The following is a 16,986-nucleotide window of genomic DNA, read 5'->3' as shown; positions in this document are numbered from 1 at the left end:
GAATACAACATGTCCATTCTGATTAATAAAGACACCAAAGTCATCACCCAAGGTATCACCGGCAAGACCGGCCAGTTCCACACCCGCATGTGCCGCGACTACGCGAACGGCCGTGAAGCCTTCGTGGCAGGCGTGAACCCGAAGAAAGCTGGCGAAGACTTCGAAGGCATCCCGATCTACGCATCGGTCAAGGAAGCCAAGTCGGAAACCGGCGCCACCGTGTCGGTCATCTACGTCCCGCCGGCAGGCGCTGCCGCTGCCATCTGGGAAGCCGTCGAAGCCGAGCTGGACCTGGCAATCTGCATCACCGAAGGCATCCCAGTCCGCGACATGATGGAAGTCAAGGACCGCATGGCCAAGGCCGGCTCGAAGACCCTGCTGCTGGGCCCGAACTGCCCAGGCCTGATCACCCCGGACGAGATCAAGATCGGCATCATGCCGGGTCACATCCACCGCAAGGGCCGTATCGGCGTCGTGTCGCGCTCGGGCACCCTGACCTATGAAGCAGTCGGCCAACTGACCGCACTGGGCCTGGGCCAGTCGTCGGCAGTCGGTATCGGCGGCGACCCGATCAACGGTCTGAAGCACATCGACGTGATGCGCATGTTCAACGACGATCCTGACACCGACGCCGTCATCATGATCGGCGAGATCGGTGGTCCGGACGAGGCGAACGCTGCTCAGTGGATCAAGGACAACATGAAGAAGCCGGTCGTCGGCTTCATCGCCGGCGTCACCGCGCCTCCGGGCAAGCGCATGGGCCACGCCGGCGCGCTGATCTCGGGCGGCGCCGACACCGCGCAAGCCAAGCTGGAAATCATGGAAGCCTGCGGCATTACCGTCACCAAGAACCCGTCGGAAATGGCACGCCTGCTGAAGGCCATGCTGTAATCCTGACCAGTTGGTAAAAAAGCGGGGAGCGTGAGCTTCCCGCTTTTTTTTCGTCTTCTCATGACGTGTTGACCTGTGAGATGGCGGCAGTCATCCCAAATTTCTTCCAAGGATGACAAATTGCGTTACGTAAACTGTCCACGTGACAAAAATTGCTGGGCTGTGCTGACAAATTTTGTCACAGCTCAAGCCAAAACTTGCGTTGGCACGTCGTTTTGTTATCTCCGCACTAATAAAATCAGCATTTTTGGGGCTGGCATACGGCTTGCATATAAGAAAGCGTGGCAACAAGCAGTAACCCAATTACCTGACACACCACCCTGGAGAGATAGAAATGAACATCCAACAAATGCGCAACAAAAAAGCTGAAGGCGGTTTCACCCTGATCGAACTGATGATCGTCGTTGCGATCATCGGCATCCTGGCAGCCGTGGCGATCCCGGCATACCAGGACTACATCGCCAAGGGCAAGGCGACCGCCGCTTACGGCGACATCGCCGCCGGTAAGACCGGTTTTGAAATGGCTGTCGTTGAAGGCAGCGCTGCCGATGCAGCGGAATACCTCAGCAAGGCTGGCCTGGCTGCCCAAACCGGTAACTGCAGCACCATCGCAGCAACTGTTCCTGGTGCCAACACCGCCGTCCTGACCTGCACTATTGCCAGCCCGGGCCGTCTGGGTGAAGCACCCACCATCTCGCTGCACCGTTCGACCAAGGGTATCTACACCTGCGTGACGAGCGGCTTCGAAGAAGAAGACAAGTACCTGCCGGCAGGCTGCCTGACCGCTGCTGGTGAGGACGACGCCGACGCATAATAGCGACCCGACCTGAGACCGCGACAGCGGTCCTTGAGAAAGAGACCGCCCTGGCGGTCTCTTTTTGCTTAGGCGAAGCGAACGAAGCAACTTAACGGCATCTGGCTTACGGGTTCAGACAAGGTCCAGCCAAGATAGGCGCCGCCATTCCCATTCCGCGAACCATTGAAAGGGAAGGGGACGGCATACAAAGGGCCGCAATGTACCACGGGCACTACAACGAAACAGGTGAGCGGGCTCGACGGTGAATTTGGCGAGACTCTGGGTAGCCAATCGTTTTACAATTGCCGACTGGAAATCACAACCGCGCACGCGGCGCATTATTCGGAAGATCACCATGGCCACCGTCAGGATCACACTATCGCAGGGCGTCGTCGACCAGCAACGCGCAATGGCTGCCCAGGATCCGGTGACCAGCGGGCACGTGGGCAGCATGATCGATTTCTATACCGCCACGCTCGCAGGCATCGAACAGGATTACGCACAGTTCTCGTCATGGAACATGCTCGGCGCCTCACTGCGCACGAGCTACGCGGACGGCGCCGTCGGCGTGTATTCCGGCCTGGTGATGGAGAACCCGCTGGCCCCGCGCGGCCGCGCCAGTGTGACCGGCTTCGATTTCAGCAAGCCGGGACTGGTCGAGCTGGCTGTAACCGGCAAGATGAGCTACGACTACGACATGAGCGGCGCTGCGCTGGTGTTCAACCCGGTAGCGGAAGGCATGAGCATCCATGGACTGCGCGTCAAGACCCTGCTGCCGGCCTCCAGCCCGGATTACGACCCGATCCTCGGCAATCTCACGGTATCGATGAATGGCGCGCTCAGCCTGCAGCCGGACGGCGAACTGCGTGGCAGGATCGACCGCATCGACATCGCTGCGGACAAGTTCGTCCGCTCAGTCTCGATAGAAGGCGACTTCCAGCTCGGGGAGACCCTGCTGGGCGCTCAGGCTGCCCCGGTGTTCGAAGGCGCCCTGACCGCCTTCAGCACGACTTTCCACGACGGCAGCCTGATCAGCGTCAGCAATGCCGGCATCGTCATCCGGCCCGGCGAAACGATCGAGCAGGCCATCCTGCGCGGCTCCGACGGCGAGGACGACATCAGCATCGACCTGCCGGCCACGATCTACGAGGACATGGTCGTCGCAGCGGGCGCGGGCGACGATACCATCGCGCTCAAGGGCGGCGGTGGGCGCTTGAGCGTGATGGCCGGCGACGGCAACGACCTCATCAGCCTGCTGGGCGACCGGCAGATGGTCGACGGCGGAAACGGCGCGGACACTGTCAAGCTGGCCGGCGTCCGGGCCGACTACGTTCTCAGCCGCCTTCCCCAACCGATCAACCCGGATCCGCGCTATCCGTCGGTGGCGCAGTTCACCGTGACCGACAAGAGCGGCGCGCTCAGCTCGCTGCTCAATGTCGAGCGAATCGCTTTCGCCGATGCGACGCTGGCGCTCGACATCGACGGCAATGCCGGCCAGGCCTACCGCCTGTACCAGGCCGCCTTCGACCGCACCCCCGATACGGGTGGCCTGAGTTTCTGGATCAACAGCATGGATCGGGGCGTCAGCCTGAACGAAGTTGCGGCGGCCTTCCTGACGCAGAACGAGTTCAAGGCAGCGTACGGCGGCAGCCAGTCGAACCTGGAACTGGTCACGCGCTTCTACCAGAACATCCTGGGGCGCGAACCAGAAGCGGCCGGCCGCGACTTCTGGGTCCACCACCTCGATGACAAGACGGCGAGCGTCGCCGAGGTGCTGGCGGGGATCAGCGAAAGCAAGGAGAACAAGGCGGGCCTGGTCGACATCATCGGCAACGGGTTTACCTACACGCCCTGGGGCGGGGCCTGAGCGCATCCTGCGCCCGGCGGGGCATGTCAAAGCTGCGCGCTCCAGTCCCCGCTCTTGCCCCCGTGCTTCTCAAGCACCCGCACATTCGTCATAACCATCCCCCGGTCGACCGCCTTGCACATGTCGTAGATCGTCAGCAGCCCCACCTGCACCGCGGTCAGCGCTTCCATCTCCACCCCGGTCTTGCCGATGGTTTCGACCTGCGCCCGGCAGTGCACGCTGTTCGCCGCCGCATCCACCTCGAAATCCACCGCCACCCGCGTGATCGGCAGCGGATGGCACAGCGGCACCAGGTCGCTGGTGCGCTTCGAGGCCATGATCGCCGCGATGCGGGCAATGCCGATCACGTCGCCTTTCTTCGCATGGCCGGACTGGATCAGGGCCAGGGTCTCGGGCTGCATGCGGATGCTGCCGGCCGCGACGGCGATACGGTGGGTGTCCTGCTTGGCCCCGACGTCGACCATGTGGGCCTGGCCGGTGGCGTCGAAGTGGGTCAGTTCGCCTGCTGAGGGATTGGAAGCGCTCATTGCAATGTAAATAAGTTGTGGAACAAAGTGTTTCGCCATGCAGCAAGCTGGCTGCGGATAGGGTTATCATAGCATTGTGAAATATGCTCCCAGCCCAGCACCGGCGCGCCGCTGGCGCCCTGCGTTGACCGCCATTGCCCTGTGCACGGCGGCCGCTTTCGCCATTGCCGCCCCCGCCGCGCCCCTGCAAAAGCCGGACAATCTGCGCCTGCCGACGCTCGGCGACGCCGCGCGCCAGGACCTGTCGCCAGTGGTCGAACGCAAGCTGGGCGAAGAGATCATGCGCGATGTACGGCGCGACCCGGCCTACCTCGACGACGACCCGATCGTCGAGTACCTGAACAATCTCGGCAATGCGCTGGTCGCGTCGGTGCCCGGCACGCGCGGCGAAACCAATGCCGACTTTTCCTTCTTCGCCATGCGCGATGCGAACCTGAACGCGTTCGCGCTGCCGGGCGGCTTCATCGCGGCGCATACGGGCCTGATCGTCGCGGCGCAGAACGAGTCCGAACTGGCCGGGGTGATGGCGCACGAGATCGGTCACGTGTCGCAGCGCCACATCGCCCGCATGCTGGGCCAGCAGAAGCAGGACGTGCTGCTGCCGCTGGCGGCGATGATCCTGGCCGCGCTGGCTGCCAAGTCCAGCCCCGACGCCGCCATGGGCGTGCTGCTGGGCGGACAGGGCCTGGCCGTCCAGCGCCAGCTGAACTTCAGCCGCGACGCCGAGCGCGAGGCCGACCGCGTCGGTTTCCAGATCATGGGCGCCGGCGGCTACGACGTCACCGGCATGGTGGGCTTCTTCAAGCGCCTGCAGGGCGCGTCCAGGCTGGCGGGCGAGATTCCTGCCCACCTGGCCCACCTGAGCAGCCACCCGCTGACGGCGGAGCGCCTGGTCGATATGCAGGCGCGCATCCGCGAGATGCCGAAGAAGGCGCGCGTGGACAACCTCGACTTCCAGCTGGTGCGCGCCCGCGCGCGTGTGTTGCAGGACGAGACGGTCAGCGGCCGGCGCGACACCAAAATTGCCCTGGAAACCCAGCTCAAGGAAAGCCACCGCCACCAGCAGGCTGGCGCCCAGTATGGCCTGGCCCTGCTGGCGCTGCGCCAGGGGAACCTGGCCGAGGCACAGGGCTGGCTCGACAAGGCGCGCGCCACCGTGAAGCCGAAGGAGGGCGTGCTGTCGGCGGAAACGAGCGCCGGCGACGGCGCGGCCATGTTCGCCGGACTGTCGCTCGAGATCAAGCTGGCGCCGGGGCAAACGCCCCTGGTGGCCGAGCAGGCAATGAAAGAGGCGGACGCGGCGCGCCAGCGCTATCCGCTGTCGCGCGCCATCGCGCGGCAGTACGGCGAAGCGCTGATCGCGGCCGGCAAGCACGAGGAAGCGACCCGCTACCTGCGCGACCAGACCCAGCTCTACCGCGAAGATCCGAAACTGCACGACATGCTGGCGCGCGTGTACTCGAAGCAGGGCAAGATCGCCCTGCAGCACATGGCGCTGGCGGAATCCTACGTGCTGGCGGGCGCGCTGCCGGCGGCGGTGGCGCAGCTCGACCTGGCGCGCAAGGCCGGCGACGTGTCCTTCTATGACCAGGCCGTCATCGATGCGCGCGAGCGCGAACTGAAGGCGCGGCAGAAGGCCGAGAAGGAAGAAGAGAAAGAGCGGTGATGCGGGGAGCCGTCCGAGCACCGTAGGGTGGGCCGGGGCGCGCAGCCGGCTACACCCGACGCGCCGATCAGCCAGTGGCGTGTTTGCCGCCCGCGCGTTCAAACAGTCGTAGCGAATCGATGCGCCTCTCTATGCCACCGTGCGTTGAACGCGCGGGCGGCGTCCAAGCCGCTGGCGGTTCACCTTTCAGGGTATAGCCGGCTGCGCGCCCCGGCCCACCCTACGGGCTCGGCATCTGCACGTAGCCGAAGCGGCGCGGCAAGGCATCCGCCGCCAGCCGTTCCACCTTGAAGCGCCCGTCATCCGTCACCAGCACCAGTTCACCCGTGCTGTCCTCCAGCCACGCCATGATCGCCTCGATCGAAGCCGCCTGTCCGTCCAGCTCCATGCGCGCCAGCACCTGCGCCACGTCGCGGTCGTCCAGCTGGGCGGCCATCTCGCCCGCCTGCAGGACCAGCGCCCCGGCGTCGGTCATGAAGGCGCCGTCCAGGCTGGCCAGCGCCTGCCCGGTCTGCAGCATGAAACCCTGGCTCGGGTCGGTGCGCGCGATGAAGGGCGTCGTTTCCAGGTTCACGTACACGCGCTGCGGCCCGTTCTGGAAATACCAGCGGCCCTGGTCGTCGTGCGCATAATTGCGGTTGATGAAGCCGAGCAGGGCCGTATTCGCCAGCTTGTCGCCCGGCGCGTTCGCGCGCTGGGCCGCCTCGTCGCGCATGCGCCAGTTGCCGCGCGCATCCAGCGCCAGCCAGCCGTAGCAGTGGGGTACGTTCGGCCATCTGGCCATTGCCTGTTTTACGATGTCGTCCATGGCCTCAAGCTTCGCATGGTTCCGGGGCGGCGGGCGCGCGCATCGATGCCGACGCATCGAAGAAACCCAGCATGCGCCCCGGCAGCCAGTCGATCCGCCCCGGAAACGGCCCCACCGGGAAGCCGACATGGCCGCCTTCGTCGGGATACTCGAGCGTCACCGCCGTCGATGCGGATCCGGGTAAATGGTGGCCTGGCAGGAAGGGATCGTTGCGGGCGTTGAGCACCAGTGTCGGCACCGTGATCTCGTGCAGCACGTGGCGGGCGCTGGCGCGGTGCCAGTAGTCGTCGGTGTCGCGGTAGCCGTGCAGCGGGGCGGTGACCACGTTGTCGAAGGCGTACAGGTCGCGCGCCTGCAGCAGGGCGGCGCGGTCGAACAGGCCGGGATAGCGCTCCAGCTTGGCCAGGCACTTGGGTTTGAGCGTTTGCAGGAACATGCGCGTGTACAGCATGTTGAGGCCCGACGAGAGCGCCTCGCCACCGCGCGCCAGGTCGAGCGGCGCGGACACCGCGCAGGCCGCCGCCACGATCTCCGCCCCATGGCCCGATTCGCCCAGCCAGCGCAGCAGGGCATTGCCGCCCAGGGACACGCCGGCGACGAACAGCGGGCCGCAGTGTACTGTCCTGCGGGCATGCAGCTTGCGCACGATCCAATCGACCTCGGCGGCGTCGCCGGAATGGTAGAAGCGCGGCGTCAGGTTGGCCTCACCCGAGCAGCCGCGGAAGTGCGGCACCGCGCCCGACCAGCCGCGTGCCTGCAGCGCCGCCATCAGGGAGCGCGCGTAATGGCTGTTGGAAGAGCCTTCCAGTCCGTGGAACAGCACGACCAGCGGCTGGCCAGGTGCGCCGTCGACGAAATCGACATCGACGAAATCGCCGTCCGCGGTCGGCCAGCGCTCGCGCCGGTAGGCAACGGGCGGCCTGGACACGCAGGTGGCCGGGTAGATGGTCTGGAGGTGGCCGCCAGGCAGCCACGCGGGCGCACGGTAGTGCATGCTGGGGTGGCGCGGCGGCATCTGGTACCGCCCGGCGCCCAAAAGATCAGTGGTGCTTGAAGGCGACGCCCGGCGCCAGGCGGTACTGGGTGCCGCAGTACGGGCACTTCGCGTCGCCATGGTGGTCGAAATCGAGGAAGATGCGCGGGTGCGAGGACCACAGCGGCATTGCCGGATTCGGGCAGTGCGCCGGCAGGTCCTTGGCCTCGAGCTCCACCACGGGCATCGTCTTTTGGTTCATCTGGGGTTCTCCGTCAAAGGAATGTAGACAAAGACGCGATTCTACCGGATTCGCCCTGCATACCGAAATGATCGGTAAAATGACAAGCTGAGTACCGAACTGATTCGAATTGACCCGAATTGACCCGAATTGACCCGAATTGACCATTACCGAGCCCGGGATGCAGGCTGACCGCATGCACTGCCAGCCCGGCGCCGCTCCTGCCCATGTGCTTCATGCCCGACCGTTTCAAGCCCCTCGCCCCATCTGCCCGCCACGGTAGTTGCAGGAAAGCCACATGAATCCGGCGCCGCCGCCAGGCCGGCCGCACGCTGCCGCCGCCGAAGCCGCCACAACTGCAGAAGCCCACGATCCTGCTGCCTGGCGCGAAGGTTTCAAGACCGGCCTGCCGACCCTGTTCGGGATCGGCGCCTGGGGCCTGGTGGTCGGCATCGCGATGGTCAAGAGCGGCCTGAGCGCTGCGCAGGCGGTCGGCATGACCCTGCTGGTCTTTGCCGGCTCCGCCCAGCTCGCTTCGCTCCCCCTGATTGCGGTCGCGGCGCCGATCTGGGTTATTTTTGCGACCGCACTGGTCGTCAACCTGCGCTTCGTCATCTTCTCCGCACTGCTCGGACCGCATTTCGCCCACCTGCATTGGCGCCAGCGCTTCCTGCTCGGCTACGTCTCCGGCGACCTCACCGTGGCAATGTTCCTGCAGCGCTATCCGACCGCCGAGCGCGTTGCCGGCAAGCTGTCCTACCTGAAGGGGCTGATGTACCCGAACTGGTTCGCCTGGCAGATCGGTTCGCTGGCCGGCATCTTCGTGGGCAGCGCCATTCCCGCCGAATGGGGACTGGGCTTTGCCGGGACCCTGGCCATCCTGTGCATCACGGTTCCCCTGATCATCAACAGCGCCGCGCTGTGCGGTGTGGTGGTGGCCGGCGCCACCTCGGTCCTGGCCTACGGGCTGCCGTACAAGCTCGGCCTGCTGCTGGCAGTCGTGGTCGGCATGCTCACGTCGATGATCGTCGAAGAGTCCCTTGCCAAACGAAAGGCGAGCCATGTCTGACTGGGAAGTCTGGGCCACCATCGGCGTGCTCTGCGTCGCCACGGCCGCCACCCGCAGTTCGTTCTGGCTGATCGGCCACCGCGTCACCATTCCGCCACGGGTGCAGGAGATGCTGCGCTATGCGCCGGCCTGTGCGCTGGCGGCGATCATCGGGCCCGACCTGCTGGTCGATCCGCAGGGCCAGGCCCAGTTCACCCTGGCCAACCCGAAGCTGATCGGCGGCCTGGCGGCACTGGCCTTCTACCTGTGGCGCCGCAACATGCTGATGACCATCATCTTCGGCATGGCGGTCTTCACACTGTTGCGCGTGTTACACGTTTTTCCATAAGCGCGCTAATGTACAATGACGTTTTTTCACTATTTCATTGTTGACTAGCCAATGGACGACGTTCTCAGTTTCACCCGCCTGCAAGACCTGATCGATCGCGACGCGTTGAAGAACAAGCGCGTTTTCATCCGCGCCGACCTGAACGTACCGCAGGATGACGCTGGCAATATCACCGAAGACACCCGCATTCGCGCCTCCGTGCCCGCGATCCAGGCTGCCCTGCAAGCCGGCGCCGCCGTGATGGTGACGTCGCACCTGGGCCGTCCGACCGAGGGCGAGTTCAAGCCGGAAGACAGTCTGGCGCCGGTCGCCGCGCGCCTGTCCCAGCTGCTCGGCCAAGCCGTGGAACTCAAGCAAAACTGGGTCGACGGCGTGGATGTCGCGCCGGGTCAGGTCGTGCTGCTGGAGAATTGCCGCGTCAACAAGGGCGAAAAGAAGAATTCGGAAGAGCTGGCCGAGAAAATGGCCAGGCTGTGCGACGTCTACGTCAACGACGCTTTCGGCACCGCGCACCGCGCCGAAGCCACCACCCATGGCATCGCCAAGTTCGCACCAAGCGTGGCCGCCGGCCCGCTGCTGGCGGCCGAACTGGATGCGCTGGGCAAGGCCCTGGGCCAGCCGAACCGTCCGCTGCTGGCCATCGTGGCCGGCTCGAAGGTGTCGAGCAAGCTGACCATCCTGCAGAGCCTGGCCGGCAAGGTCGACAACCTGATCGTCGGCGGCGGCATCGCCAACACTTTCATGAAGGCCGTCGGCCTGAACATCGGCAAGTCGCTGGTGGAGAACGACCTGGTTGGCGAAGCGAAGCAGATCATCGACATGATGGCCGCGCGCGGCGCCCAGGTGCCGATCCCGGTGGACGTGGTCTGCGCCAAGGAGTTCAGCCCCACCGCCGCTGCAACGGTGAAAGACGTGGCGGATGTGGCGGACGACGACATGATCCTCGACATCGGCCCGAAGACCGCCGCCATGCTGGCGGAACAGGTGGCGAAAGCCGGCACCATCGTCTGGAACGGCCCGGTGGGCGTGTTCGAGTTCGACCAGTTCGCCGAAGGCACCAAGACCCTGGCCATGGCCATCGCCAAGTCCAAGGGCTTCTCGATCGCCGGCGGCGGCGACACCCTGGCCGCGATCGCCAAGTACGACATCGGCGACCAGATCGGCTACATCTCGACCGGCGGCGGCGCCTTCCTCGAGTTCCTGGAAGGGAAGACCCTGCCGGCAGTCGAGATCCTGCTCCAGCGTCAGGCCCAGTAAAAAGAACGACAGCACCAGCGCAGCCCAGAAGCTGCGCTTCTCTTTTCAGAACCAAGGATTTCATACCCATGCAAGCTGCGCGCCCCATGTACAACGCCACCAAGATCGTTGCCACCATCGGCCCTGCGTCGACCGACTTCGACATCCTCGTCAAAATGATCCGGGCCGGCGTCGACGTCGTGCGCCTGAATTTTTCGCATGGCAAGGCCCAAGACCACATCGACCGCGCCACGCTGGTGCGCCGCGCTGCCGCCGAATGCGGCGTCGAAGTGGCGATCATGGCCGACATGCAGGGCCCGAAGATCCGCGTGGGTAAGTTTGAAGAGGGCAAGATCTTCCTGAACAATGGCGATAGGTTTATCCTCGACGCCAAGTGGGGCGACAACGGTGAGCTCGGCAACCAGGAGCGCGTCGGCCTCGACTACAAGGCCCTGCCGCGCGACGTCAAGCCGGGCGACAAGCTGCTGCTGAACGACGGCCTGATCGTGCTGATCGTCGACAAGGTCATCGGCCACGAAATCTTCACCACCGTGAAGGTGGGTGGCGAGCTGTCGAACAACAAGGGCATCAACCGCCAGGGCGGCGGCCTGACCGCGCCGGCCCTGACCTCGAAGGACATGGAAGACATCAAGACCGCGATGAGCTTCCAGGCCGACTACCTGGCGATTTCCTTCCCGAAGAACGCCACCGACATGGAAATGGCGCGCCAGCTGGCCAACATCGCCGGCGAGCCCTTCGGCCACAAGCCGATGATGATCGCCAAGATCGAGCGCGCCGAAGCGATTCCCGTGCTGCAGGAAATCCTGGACGCCTCGGACGGCATCATGGTCGCCCGCGGCGACCTGGCTGTCGAGGTGGGCAATGCGGCCGTGCCGGCGCTGCAAAAGCGCATGATCAAGATGGCGCGCGCATCGAACAAGCTGGCCATTACCGCGACCCAGATGATGGAGTCGATGATCGTCAATGCGGTGCCGACCCGCGCCGAAGTCTCGGACGTGGCCAACGCCGTGCTGGACGGCACCGACGCCGTGATGACCTCGGCCGAGACCGCATCGGGCAAGTACCCGGTCGAGACCGTCGAGATGATGGCCGCCATCTGTCTTGAAGCAGAACAGTCCGAATACAACAAGCAGGATGCAGATTTCCTGAATGTCCAGTTCACCCGCATCGACCAGTCGATCGCCTACGGCACCCTGTTCACGGCCCATCACCTGAAGGTGAAGGCGATCGTGGCGCTGACCGAATCCGGCTCGACCGCACTGTGGATGAGCCGCCACTCGATCGACACCCCGATCTTCGCCCTGACCCCGCTGCAGACGACGCAGCGCAAGGCCTCGCTGTACCGGAACGTGCGAGCATTCCACCTCCTGCAGGAAGGTGGCAGCCACGCGGTGCTGCGCAAGGCCGAAGAAGTCCTGATTCGCGAAGGCATGGTGCGCAAGGGCGACCTGATCGTCGTGACCTGGGGCTCGCCGATGGGCCAGGCCGGCGGCACCAACGCGCTCAAGATCGTGCGCGTGGGCGAGCTGGACGAAATAGTTTCTTAATTGTTTGGAGTAATCAACCATGGCACTCGTATCTTTGCGCCAACTGCTGGACCATGCCGCCGAAAACGGCTACGGCCTGCCGGCTTTTAACGTCAACAACCTGGAACAGGTGCAGGCCATCATGGCTGCCGCCGACGCAGTCAACGCGCCGGTGATCATGCAGGCCTCGGCCGGCGCCCGCAAATATGCAGGCGAAGCCTTCCTGCGCCACCTGATCGACGCCGCCGTCGAAGCCTACCCGCACATCCCGGTCGTCATGCACCAGGACCACGGCCAGTCGCCGGCGGTCTGCATGGCCGCGATCCGTTCGGGCTTCAGCTCGGTGATGATGGACGGTTCGCTGGAAGCGGACGGCAAGTCGGTCGCTTCGTACGACTACAACGTGGAAGTGTCGCGCGAAGTGGTCAAGTTCGCGCACTCGATCGGCGTGACGGTCGAAGCGGAACTGGGCGTGCTCGGTTCGCTGGAAACCATGAAGGGCGACAAGGAAGACGGCCACGGCGCCGACGGCACCATGACCCGCGAGCAGCTGCTCACCGACGTGGACCAGGCTGCCGACTTCGTGGCGAAAACCCAGTGCGACGCCCTGGCCATCGCCATCGGCACCTCGCACGGCGCGTATAAATTCACCCGCAAGCCTACCGGCGACATCCTGGCGATCGACCGCATCAAGGAAATCCACGCGCGCATCCCGAACACCCACCTGGTGATGCACGGCTCCTCGTCGGTGCCGCAGGAACTGCTGGCGATCATCCGCGAATTCGGCGGCGACATGAAAGAGACCTACGGCGTGCCGGTCGAAGAGATCCAGGAAGGCATCAAGCACGGCGTGCGCAAGATCAATATCGACACGGACATCCGCCTGGCCATGACCGCGGCGATCCGCAAGTACATGTTCCAGAACCCGTCGAAGTTCGACCCGCGCGACTACCTGAAGCCAGCCCGCGAAGCCGCGATGGAAGTCTGCAAGGCGCGCTACCTGTCCTTCGGCTGCGAAGGCATGGCGGCGAAGATCAAGCCGGTGCCGCTCGAGAAGATGGCCGAGCGCTACAAGGCGGGCGAGCTGGCCCAGATCGTGCAGTAAGCATCGCGTCCATTGTCTCACCGCCCCAGGGGCGGTGAGACAAGCTGAATTGACGTAAAATGTCGCATTCGGTCCAGGCCATCCCCGGCCTGGACACCTTCACCGGAGGCCTTCTCCGGCTCTGTTTCCCTGATATCCCTTCTATGAACAGCCTCTACAAATCCACCATCCAGTCCCTGCCATTGCTCGGTCACGGCAAGGTGCGTGACAACTACGCTGTCGGCGACGACAAGATCCTGATCGTCACCACCGACCGCCTGTCGGCCTTCGACGTGGTCATGAACGAGCCGATCCCCGGCAAGGGCATGGTGCTGAACCAGATGAGCGACTTCTGGTTCGAGAAGCTCGGCCACATCGTGCCGAACCACCTGACCGGCGTGGCGCCGGAATCGGTCGTCGCACCAAGCGAAGTGGAGCAGGTGCGCGGCCGCGCCGTGGTGGCCAAGCGCCTCAAGCCAATCCTGGTGGAAGCCGTCGTGCGCGGCTACATCATCGGTTCGGGATGGAAGGATTACCAGGAAAGCGGCGCCATTTGCGGCATCCAGCTGCCGCCCGGCCTGCGCCAGGCCGACAAGCTGCCGCAGCCGCTGTTCACCCCGGCCGCCAAGGCCGACATCGGCGAACACGACGAAAACATCTCTTTCGAAGAGATGGAAAACCGCATCGGCAAGGAACTCGCCGCCAGGATGCGCGACATCAGCATCCAGCTCTACACCGCCGCTGCCGAATATGCGGCCACCCGCGGCATCATCATCGCCGACACCAAGTTCGAGTTCGGCCTGGACGACGACGGCGTGCTGCACCTGATGGATGAAGTGCTCACCGCCGATTCCTCGCGCTTCTGGCCGGCCGACTCGTACGCGCCGGGCATGTCGCCGCCCAGTTTTGACAAGCAGTTCGTGCGCGACTATCTCGAGACCCTGAAGGACTGGGGCAAGACCGCCCCGGCCCCGGCGCTGCCGCAAGACGTCATCGAAAAAACCCAGGCCAAGTATTTCGAAGCCATCGAGCGCCTCACCGGCGAGAAGCTGAAGGCCTAAGCAGATGAGCGAACAAGCAAAACCTGTCGTCGGCGTCATCATGGGTTCCTCGTCCGACTGGGACGTGATGAAGAATGCGGTGGACGTCCTGAAGCAGTTCGGCGTTCCCTTCGAAGCCCAGGTCATCTCGGCGCACCGCATGCCGGACGAGATGTTCACGTATGCCGAAACCGCGCGCGCGCGCGGCCTGCGCGCGATCATCGCCGGGGCGGGGGGCGCCGCCCACCTGCCGGGCATGGTGGCCGCCAAGACCATCGTGCCGGTGCTGGGCGTGCCGGTACCCTCGAAGTACCTGCGCGGCGAAGACTCGCTGCTGTCGATCGTGCAGATGCCGAAAGGCGTCCCGGTGTCGACCTTCGCCATCGGCGAAGCCGGCGCCGCCAACGCGGCCCTGACCGCGGTGGCGATCCTGGCAGCGACCGACGACGCGTTGGCGCAGAAGCTGCTGGCTTTCCGGGCCGAACAGACCGCGGCTGCCCAGGCAATGACCCTTCCCGTCCTGACGCATGAGTGAATCGTTTCTCCCCACCGCTAACCCCTCCGCCTGGCTCGGCGTGATGGGTGGCGGCCAGCTGGGCCGCATGTTCGCCCACGCCGCCCAAAGCATGGGCTACAAGGTCGCGGTGCTCGAACCGAGCCGGGACTGCCCGGCAGGGCAGGTCGCCGAGCGCCTGATTAACGCCAGTTATACCGATGCGGACGGCCTGGCCGAGCTGGCGCGCACCTGCGTGGCCGTCACCACCGAGTTCGAGAACGTCCCGGCCGACAGCATGGCCTGGCTGGGCGAGCGCAGCTTCGTCGCGCCAAGCGCCTCCTGCGTGTCGATCGCCCAGGACCGCATCGCGGAAAAGCGCTTCTTCGTCGAATGCGCGCCAAGCTCCGGCGTGATGCCGGCGCCGCACAAGACCATCGCCTCGCACGCCGACATCGACGCCATCGGCGACGACCTTCTGCCGGGCATCCTGAAGACCGTGCGCATGGGCTATGACGGCAAGGGCCAGGTGCGCGTGCGCACCCGCGAGGACGTGCGCGCCGCCTTCGACGCCATGAAGGGCGTCACCTGCCTGCTCGAGAAGATGCTGCCGCTGGCCTACGAGGTGTCGGTGCTGACCGCACGCGGTCATGACGGCGCCTCGGTGGTCTACCCGATCGCCGAGAACGTGCACCGCGGCGGCATCCTGTTCACGACCACCGTGCCGGGACCGAACGTGTCCGCGGCCTGCGCCAGACAGGCCCAGGATGCCGCGCGCGCCATCGTCGCCCAGCTGGGCTATGTGGGCGTGCTGTGCATCGAGTTCTTCGTGCTGCAGGATGGGACCCTCGTCGTCAACGAGATGGCGCCGCGTCCGCACAACAGCGGCCACTATACGATCGACGCCTGCGTCACCAGCCAGTTCGCGCAGCAGGTGCGCGCGATGGCGCGCCTGCCGCTGGGCGACGTGCGCCAGCATTCGCCCGCCGTCATGCTCAATATCCTGGGCGACGCCTGGTTCGAAGGCGACAGTGAGACACCACGCGAGCCGGCCTGGGACCGCATCCTGGTGCTGCCGGGCGCCAACCTGCACCTGTACGGCAAGGACGACCCGCGCCGCGCGCGCAAGATGGGCCATGTCACCTTCGTGGCGCCGACCCTGGCGCAAGCGCAGGAGAGCCTGCGCCAGGCCTGCGCCATCCTGGGCATCGCGGAGTAAGAATGGCGCACCAGGACCTCGACCAGGCCGCCATCGACGCCGCCGCCCGTGCGTTGGAAACGGGCGCGCTGGTCGCCTTCCCGACCGAGACCGTATACGGCCTCGGCGCCGATGCCGAGAACCCGGCAGCGGTGGCGGCCATCTATGCCGCCAAGGGGAGGCCGCAAGACCATCCGGTGATCGTGCACCTGGCGCCGGATGCGCCGCTCGACTACTGGGCCACCGACATTCCCCGGGAAGCGCATGCGCTGGCGGATGCGTTCTGGCCCGGCCCGCTGACCATGATCCTCAGGCGCGCACCGAACATCCCGGACGCCGTCAGCGGCGGCCAGGATACGGTCGGCCTGCGATGCCCCTCGCATCCGGTGGCCATCGCGCTGCTGCGCGCCTTCAAGGGCGGCAAAGGGGGCGTGGCGGCGCCGTCGGCCAACAAGTTCGGCGCGGTCAGCCCGACCCTGGCCCAGCACGTGCGCGACGAGTTTGGCCAGGACGGCCATGTCGCCATGGTGCTGGACGGCGGCGCCTCCGCGGTCGGCATCGAATCGACCATCGTCGACCTGTCGCGCCTGGCCACGCACGGCCCGGTGCTGCTGCGCCCCGGGCACATCAGTGCCGAGGCCATCGCCGCGGTGATCGACCAGTTGCCGAGCGCGCCCGACGCCGCGGCGCCGCGCGCCTCCGGCACGCTCGAATCGCACTATGCGCCGCACACGCCGGTGGCGATGCAGGACAGCGTCCAGCTGCGCCAGACCTTGTCCGAGCTTGGCGCCGCAGGCCGCAAGGTCGCACTGATCCATTATTCCGAGGCGCCGCTCACGGACATGCCGCCGACGCACGCCGCCCTGCGCCTGCCGGCCACCCCGGACGGTTTCGCCCACGCCCTGTACGCCGCGCTGCGCGCGATGGACGGCCATGGCGCCGACCTGATCCTGGTCGAAGCGCCGCCGCAGGACGGGGCCTGGCTGGGCGTCAACGACCGCCTGCGCCGCGCCGCGCACGGCTCGACCGGCATCGTGCACGGCCTGCTGAACCGCTCGGCTCCGCTCCCCTGAGACCAAACGACAGAACGCCTGTTCTTACAGGCGTTCTGTCGTTTGCGCCTGGTCAAACGGCGTGGCCTCCTCTTCGTTCATCGTTCACCGATCTGCTCGTCACTTGTCACTAAAAACTGACGTGGCGGCAACCATTTTCTATACAAGCC

At 65.4% G+C, this 16,986-nt stretch carries 17 protein-coding genes; 13 read left to right on the top strand and 4 right to left on the bottom strand.

Annotation, left to right across the window (positions count from 1 at the left end):
- The first annotated feature begins 9 nt into the window (after nucleotides 1-9).
- The 3 genes from sucD (at nucleotide 10) to AC56KL_RS14940 (ending at nucleotide 3,554) form a co-directional block, all read left to right on the top strand.
- The gene (sucD, locus tag AC56KL_RS14950) at nucleotides 10-891 is read left to right on the top strand and encodes a succinate--CoA ligase subunit alpha (RefSeq protein WP_436104085.1); all 882 of its coding nucleotides are present in this window, start codon (nucleotides 10-12) and stop codon (nucleotides 889-891) included.
- Nucleotides 892-1,225: 334 nt separating this feature from the next.
- Nucleotides 1,226-1,705, top strand: a complete 480-nt coding sequence (locus tag AC56KL_RS14945) for a pilin (RefSeq protein WP_497180946.1) — start codon at nucleotides 1,226-1,228, stop codon at nucleotides 1,703-1,705.
- Nucleotides 1,706-2,042: 337 nt separating this feature from the next.
- Nucleotides 2,043-3,554, top strand: a complete 1,512-nt coding sequence (locus AC56KL_RS14940; RefSeq protein ID WP_497180945.1) for a DUF4214 domain-containing protein — start codon at nucleotides 2,043-2,045, stop codon at nucleotides 3,552-3,554.
- Nucleotides 3,555-3,580: 26 nt separating this feature from the next.
- Here AC56KL_RS14940 and moaC read toward each other — a convergent pair whose 3' ends face one another.
- Nucleotides 3,581-4,081 carry a cyclic pyranopterin monophosphate synthase MoaC gene (gene moaC, locus AC56KL_RS14935; RefSeq protein ID WP_497180944.1) on the bottom strand — a complete coding sequence of 167 codons (501 nt, stop codon included), beginning with the start codon at nucleotides 4,079-4,081 and terminating at the stop codon, nucleotides 3,581-3,583.
- Between the two features lie 124 nt (nucleotides 4,082-4,205).
- On the opposite strand from moaC, the gene AC56KL_RS14930 reads away from it, so the two are divergent.
- Nucleotides 4,206-5,747 carry a M48 family metalloprotease gene (locus tag AC56KL_RS14930; RefSeq protein WP_497180943.1) on the top strand — a complete coding sequence of 514 codons (1,542 nt, stop codon included), beginning with the start codon at nucleotides 4,206-4,208 and terminating at the stop codon, nucleotides 5,745-5,747.
- A gap of 220 nt (nucleotides 5,748-5,967) precedes the next feature.
- Here AC56KL_RS14930 and AC56KL_RS14925 read toward each other — a convergent pair whose 3' ends face one another.
- Genes AC56KL_RS14925 through AC56KL_RS14915 form a run of 3 tightly spaced genes read right to left on the bottom strand, consistent with a single transcriptional unit; the run spans nucleotide 5,968 to nucleotide 7,790 of the window.
- A complete protein-coding gene (locus tag AC56KL_RS14925) occupies nucleotides 5,968-6,555 on the bottom strand; it encodes a DUF2946 family protein (RefSeq protein WP_497180942.1) in 588 nt (195 codons plus the stop codon).
- Between the two features lie 4 nt (nucleotides 6,556-6,559).
- The gene (locus AC56KL_RS14920; RefSeq protein WP_497181010.1) at nucleotides 6,560-7,549 is read right to left on the bottom strand and encodes a YheT family hydrolase; all 990 of its coding nucleotides are present in this window, start codon (nucleotides 7,547-7,549) and stop codon (nucleotides 6,560-6,562) included.
- Between the two features lie 46 nt (nucleotides 7,550-7,595).
- The gene (locus AC56KL_RS14915) at nucleotides 7,596-7,790 is read right to left on the bottom strand and encodes a zinc-finger domain-containing protein (RefSeq protein WP_497180941.1); all 195 of its coding nucleotides are present in this window, start codon (nucleotides 7,788-7,790) and stop codon (nucleotides 7,596-7,598) included.
- Nucleotides 7,791-8,067: 277 nt separating this feature from the next.
- Between AC56KL_RS14915 and AC56KL_RS14910 the strand changes: the two genes are divergently transcribed.
- The 9 genes from AC56KL_RS14910 (at nucleotide 8,068) to AC56KL_RS14870 (ending at nucleotide 16,837) form a co-directional block, all read left to right on the top strand.
- The gene (locus AC56KL_RS14910; protein ID WP_497180940.1) at nucleotides 8,068-8,838 is read left to right on the top strand and encodes an AzlC family ABC transporter permease; all 771 of its coding nucleotides are present in this window, start codon (nucleotides 8,068-8,070) and stop codon (nucleotides 8,836-8,838) included.
- Nucleotides 8,831-9,166: an AzlD domain-containing protein gene (locus tag AC56KL_RS14905; RefSeq protein ID WP_497180939.1), complete on the top strand. Its 336-nt coding sequence runs from the start codon at nucleotides 8,831-8,833 to the stop codon at nucleotides 9,164-9,166. Before AC56KL_RS14910 ends, AC56KL_RS14905 begins: the two co-directional genes overlap by 8 nt.
- A 51-nt stretch (nucleotides 9,167-9,217) precedes the next feature.
- Nucleotides 9,218-10,423 carry a phosphoglycerate kinase gene (locus AC56KL_RS14900; protein ID WP_497180938.1) on the top strand — a complete coding sequence of 402 codons (1,206 nt, stop codon included), beginning with the start codon at nucleotides 9,218-9,220 and terminating at the stop codon, nucleotides 10,421-10,423.
- Between the two features lie 86 nt (nucleotides 10,424-10,509).
- Entirely contained in the window at nucleotides 10,510-11,970 is a 1,461-nt protein-coding gene (gene pyk / locus AC56KL_RS14895; protein WP_497181009.1) for a pyruvate kinase, read from the top strand.
- A gap of 19 nt (nucleotides 11,971-11,989) precedes the next feature.
- Complete coding sequence (gene fba, locus AC56KL_RS14890) at nucleotides 11,990-13,054, top strand: class II fructose-bisphosphate aldolase (RefSeq protein WP_497180937.1); 1,065 nt, start codon at nucleotides 11,990-11,992, stop codon at nucleotides 13,052-13,054.
- A 143-nt stretch (nucleotides 13,055-13,197) separates the two neighbouring features.
- Nucleotides 13,198-14,094: a phosphoribosylaminoimidazolesuccinocarboxamide synthase gene (locus AC56KL_RS14885; protein ID WP_497180936.1), complete on the top strand. Its 897-nt coding sequence runs from the start codon at nucleotides 13,198-13,200 to the stop codon at nucleotides 14,092-14,094.
- Nucleotides 14,095-14,098: 4 nt separating this feature from the next.
- The gene (gene purE, locus AC56KL_RS14880; protein ID WP_497180935.1) at nucleotides 14,099-14,608 is read left to right on the top strand and encodes a 5-(carboxyamino)imidazole ribonucleotide mutase; all 510 of its coding nucleotides are present in this window, start codon (nucleotides 14,099-14,101) and stop codon (nucleotides 14,606-14,608) included.
- A complete protein-coding gene (locus tag AC56KL_RS14875; protein WP_497180934.1) occupies nucleotides 14,601-15,785 on the top strand; it encodes a 5-(carboxyamino)imidazole ribonucleotide synthase in 1,185 nt (394 codons plus the stop codon). Before purE ends, AC56KL_RS14875 begins: the two co-directional genes overlap by 8 nt.
- A gap of 2 nt (nucleotides 15,786-15,787) precedes the next feature.
- Nucleotides 15,788-16,837: an L-threonylcarbamoyladenylate synthase gene (locus AC56KL_RS14870; protein ID WP_497180933.1), complete on the top strand. Its 1,050-nt coding sequence runs from the start codon at nucleotides 15,788-15,790 to the stop codon at nucleotides 16,835-16,837.
- Nucleotides 16,838-16,986: the final 149 nt, after the last annotated feature.

It is taken from the genome of Telluria sp. ZB4P34, assembly GCF_059686055.1.
Note: the sequence above shows the minus strand (reverse complement) of the source record. Positions and strands in the feature narration are given on the sequence as shown.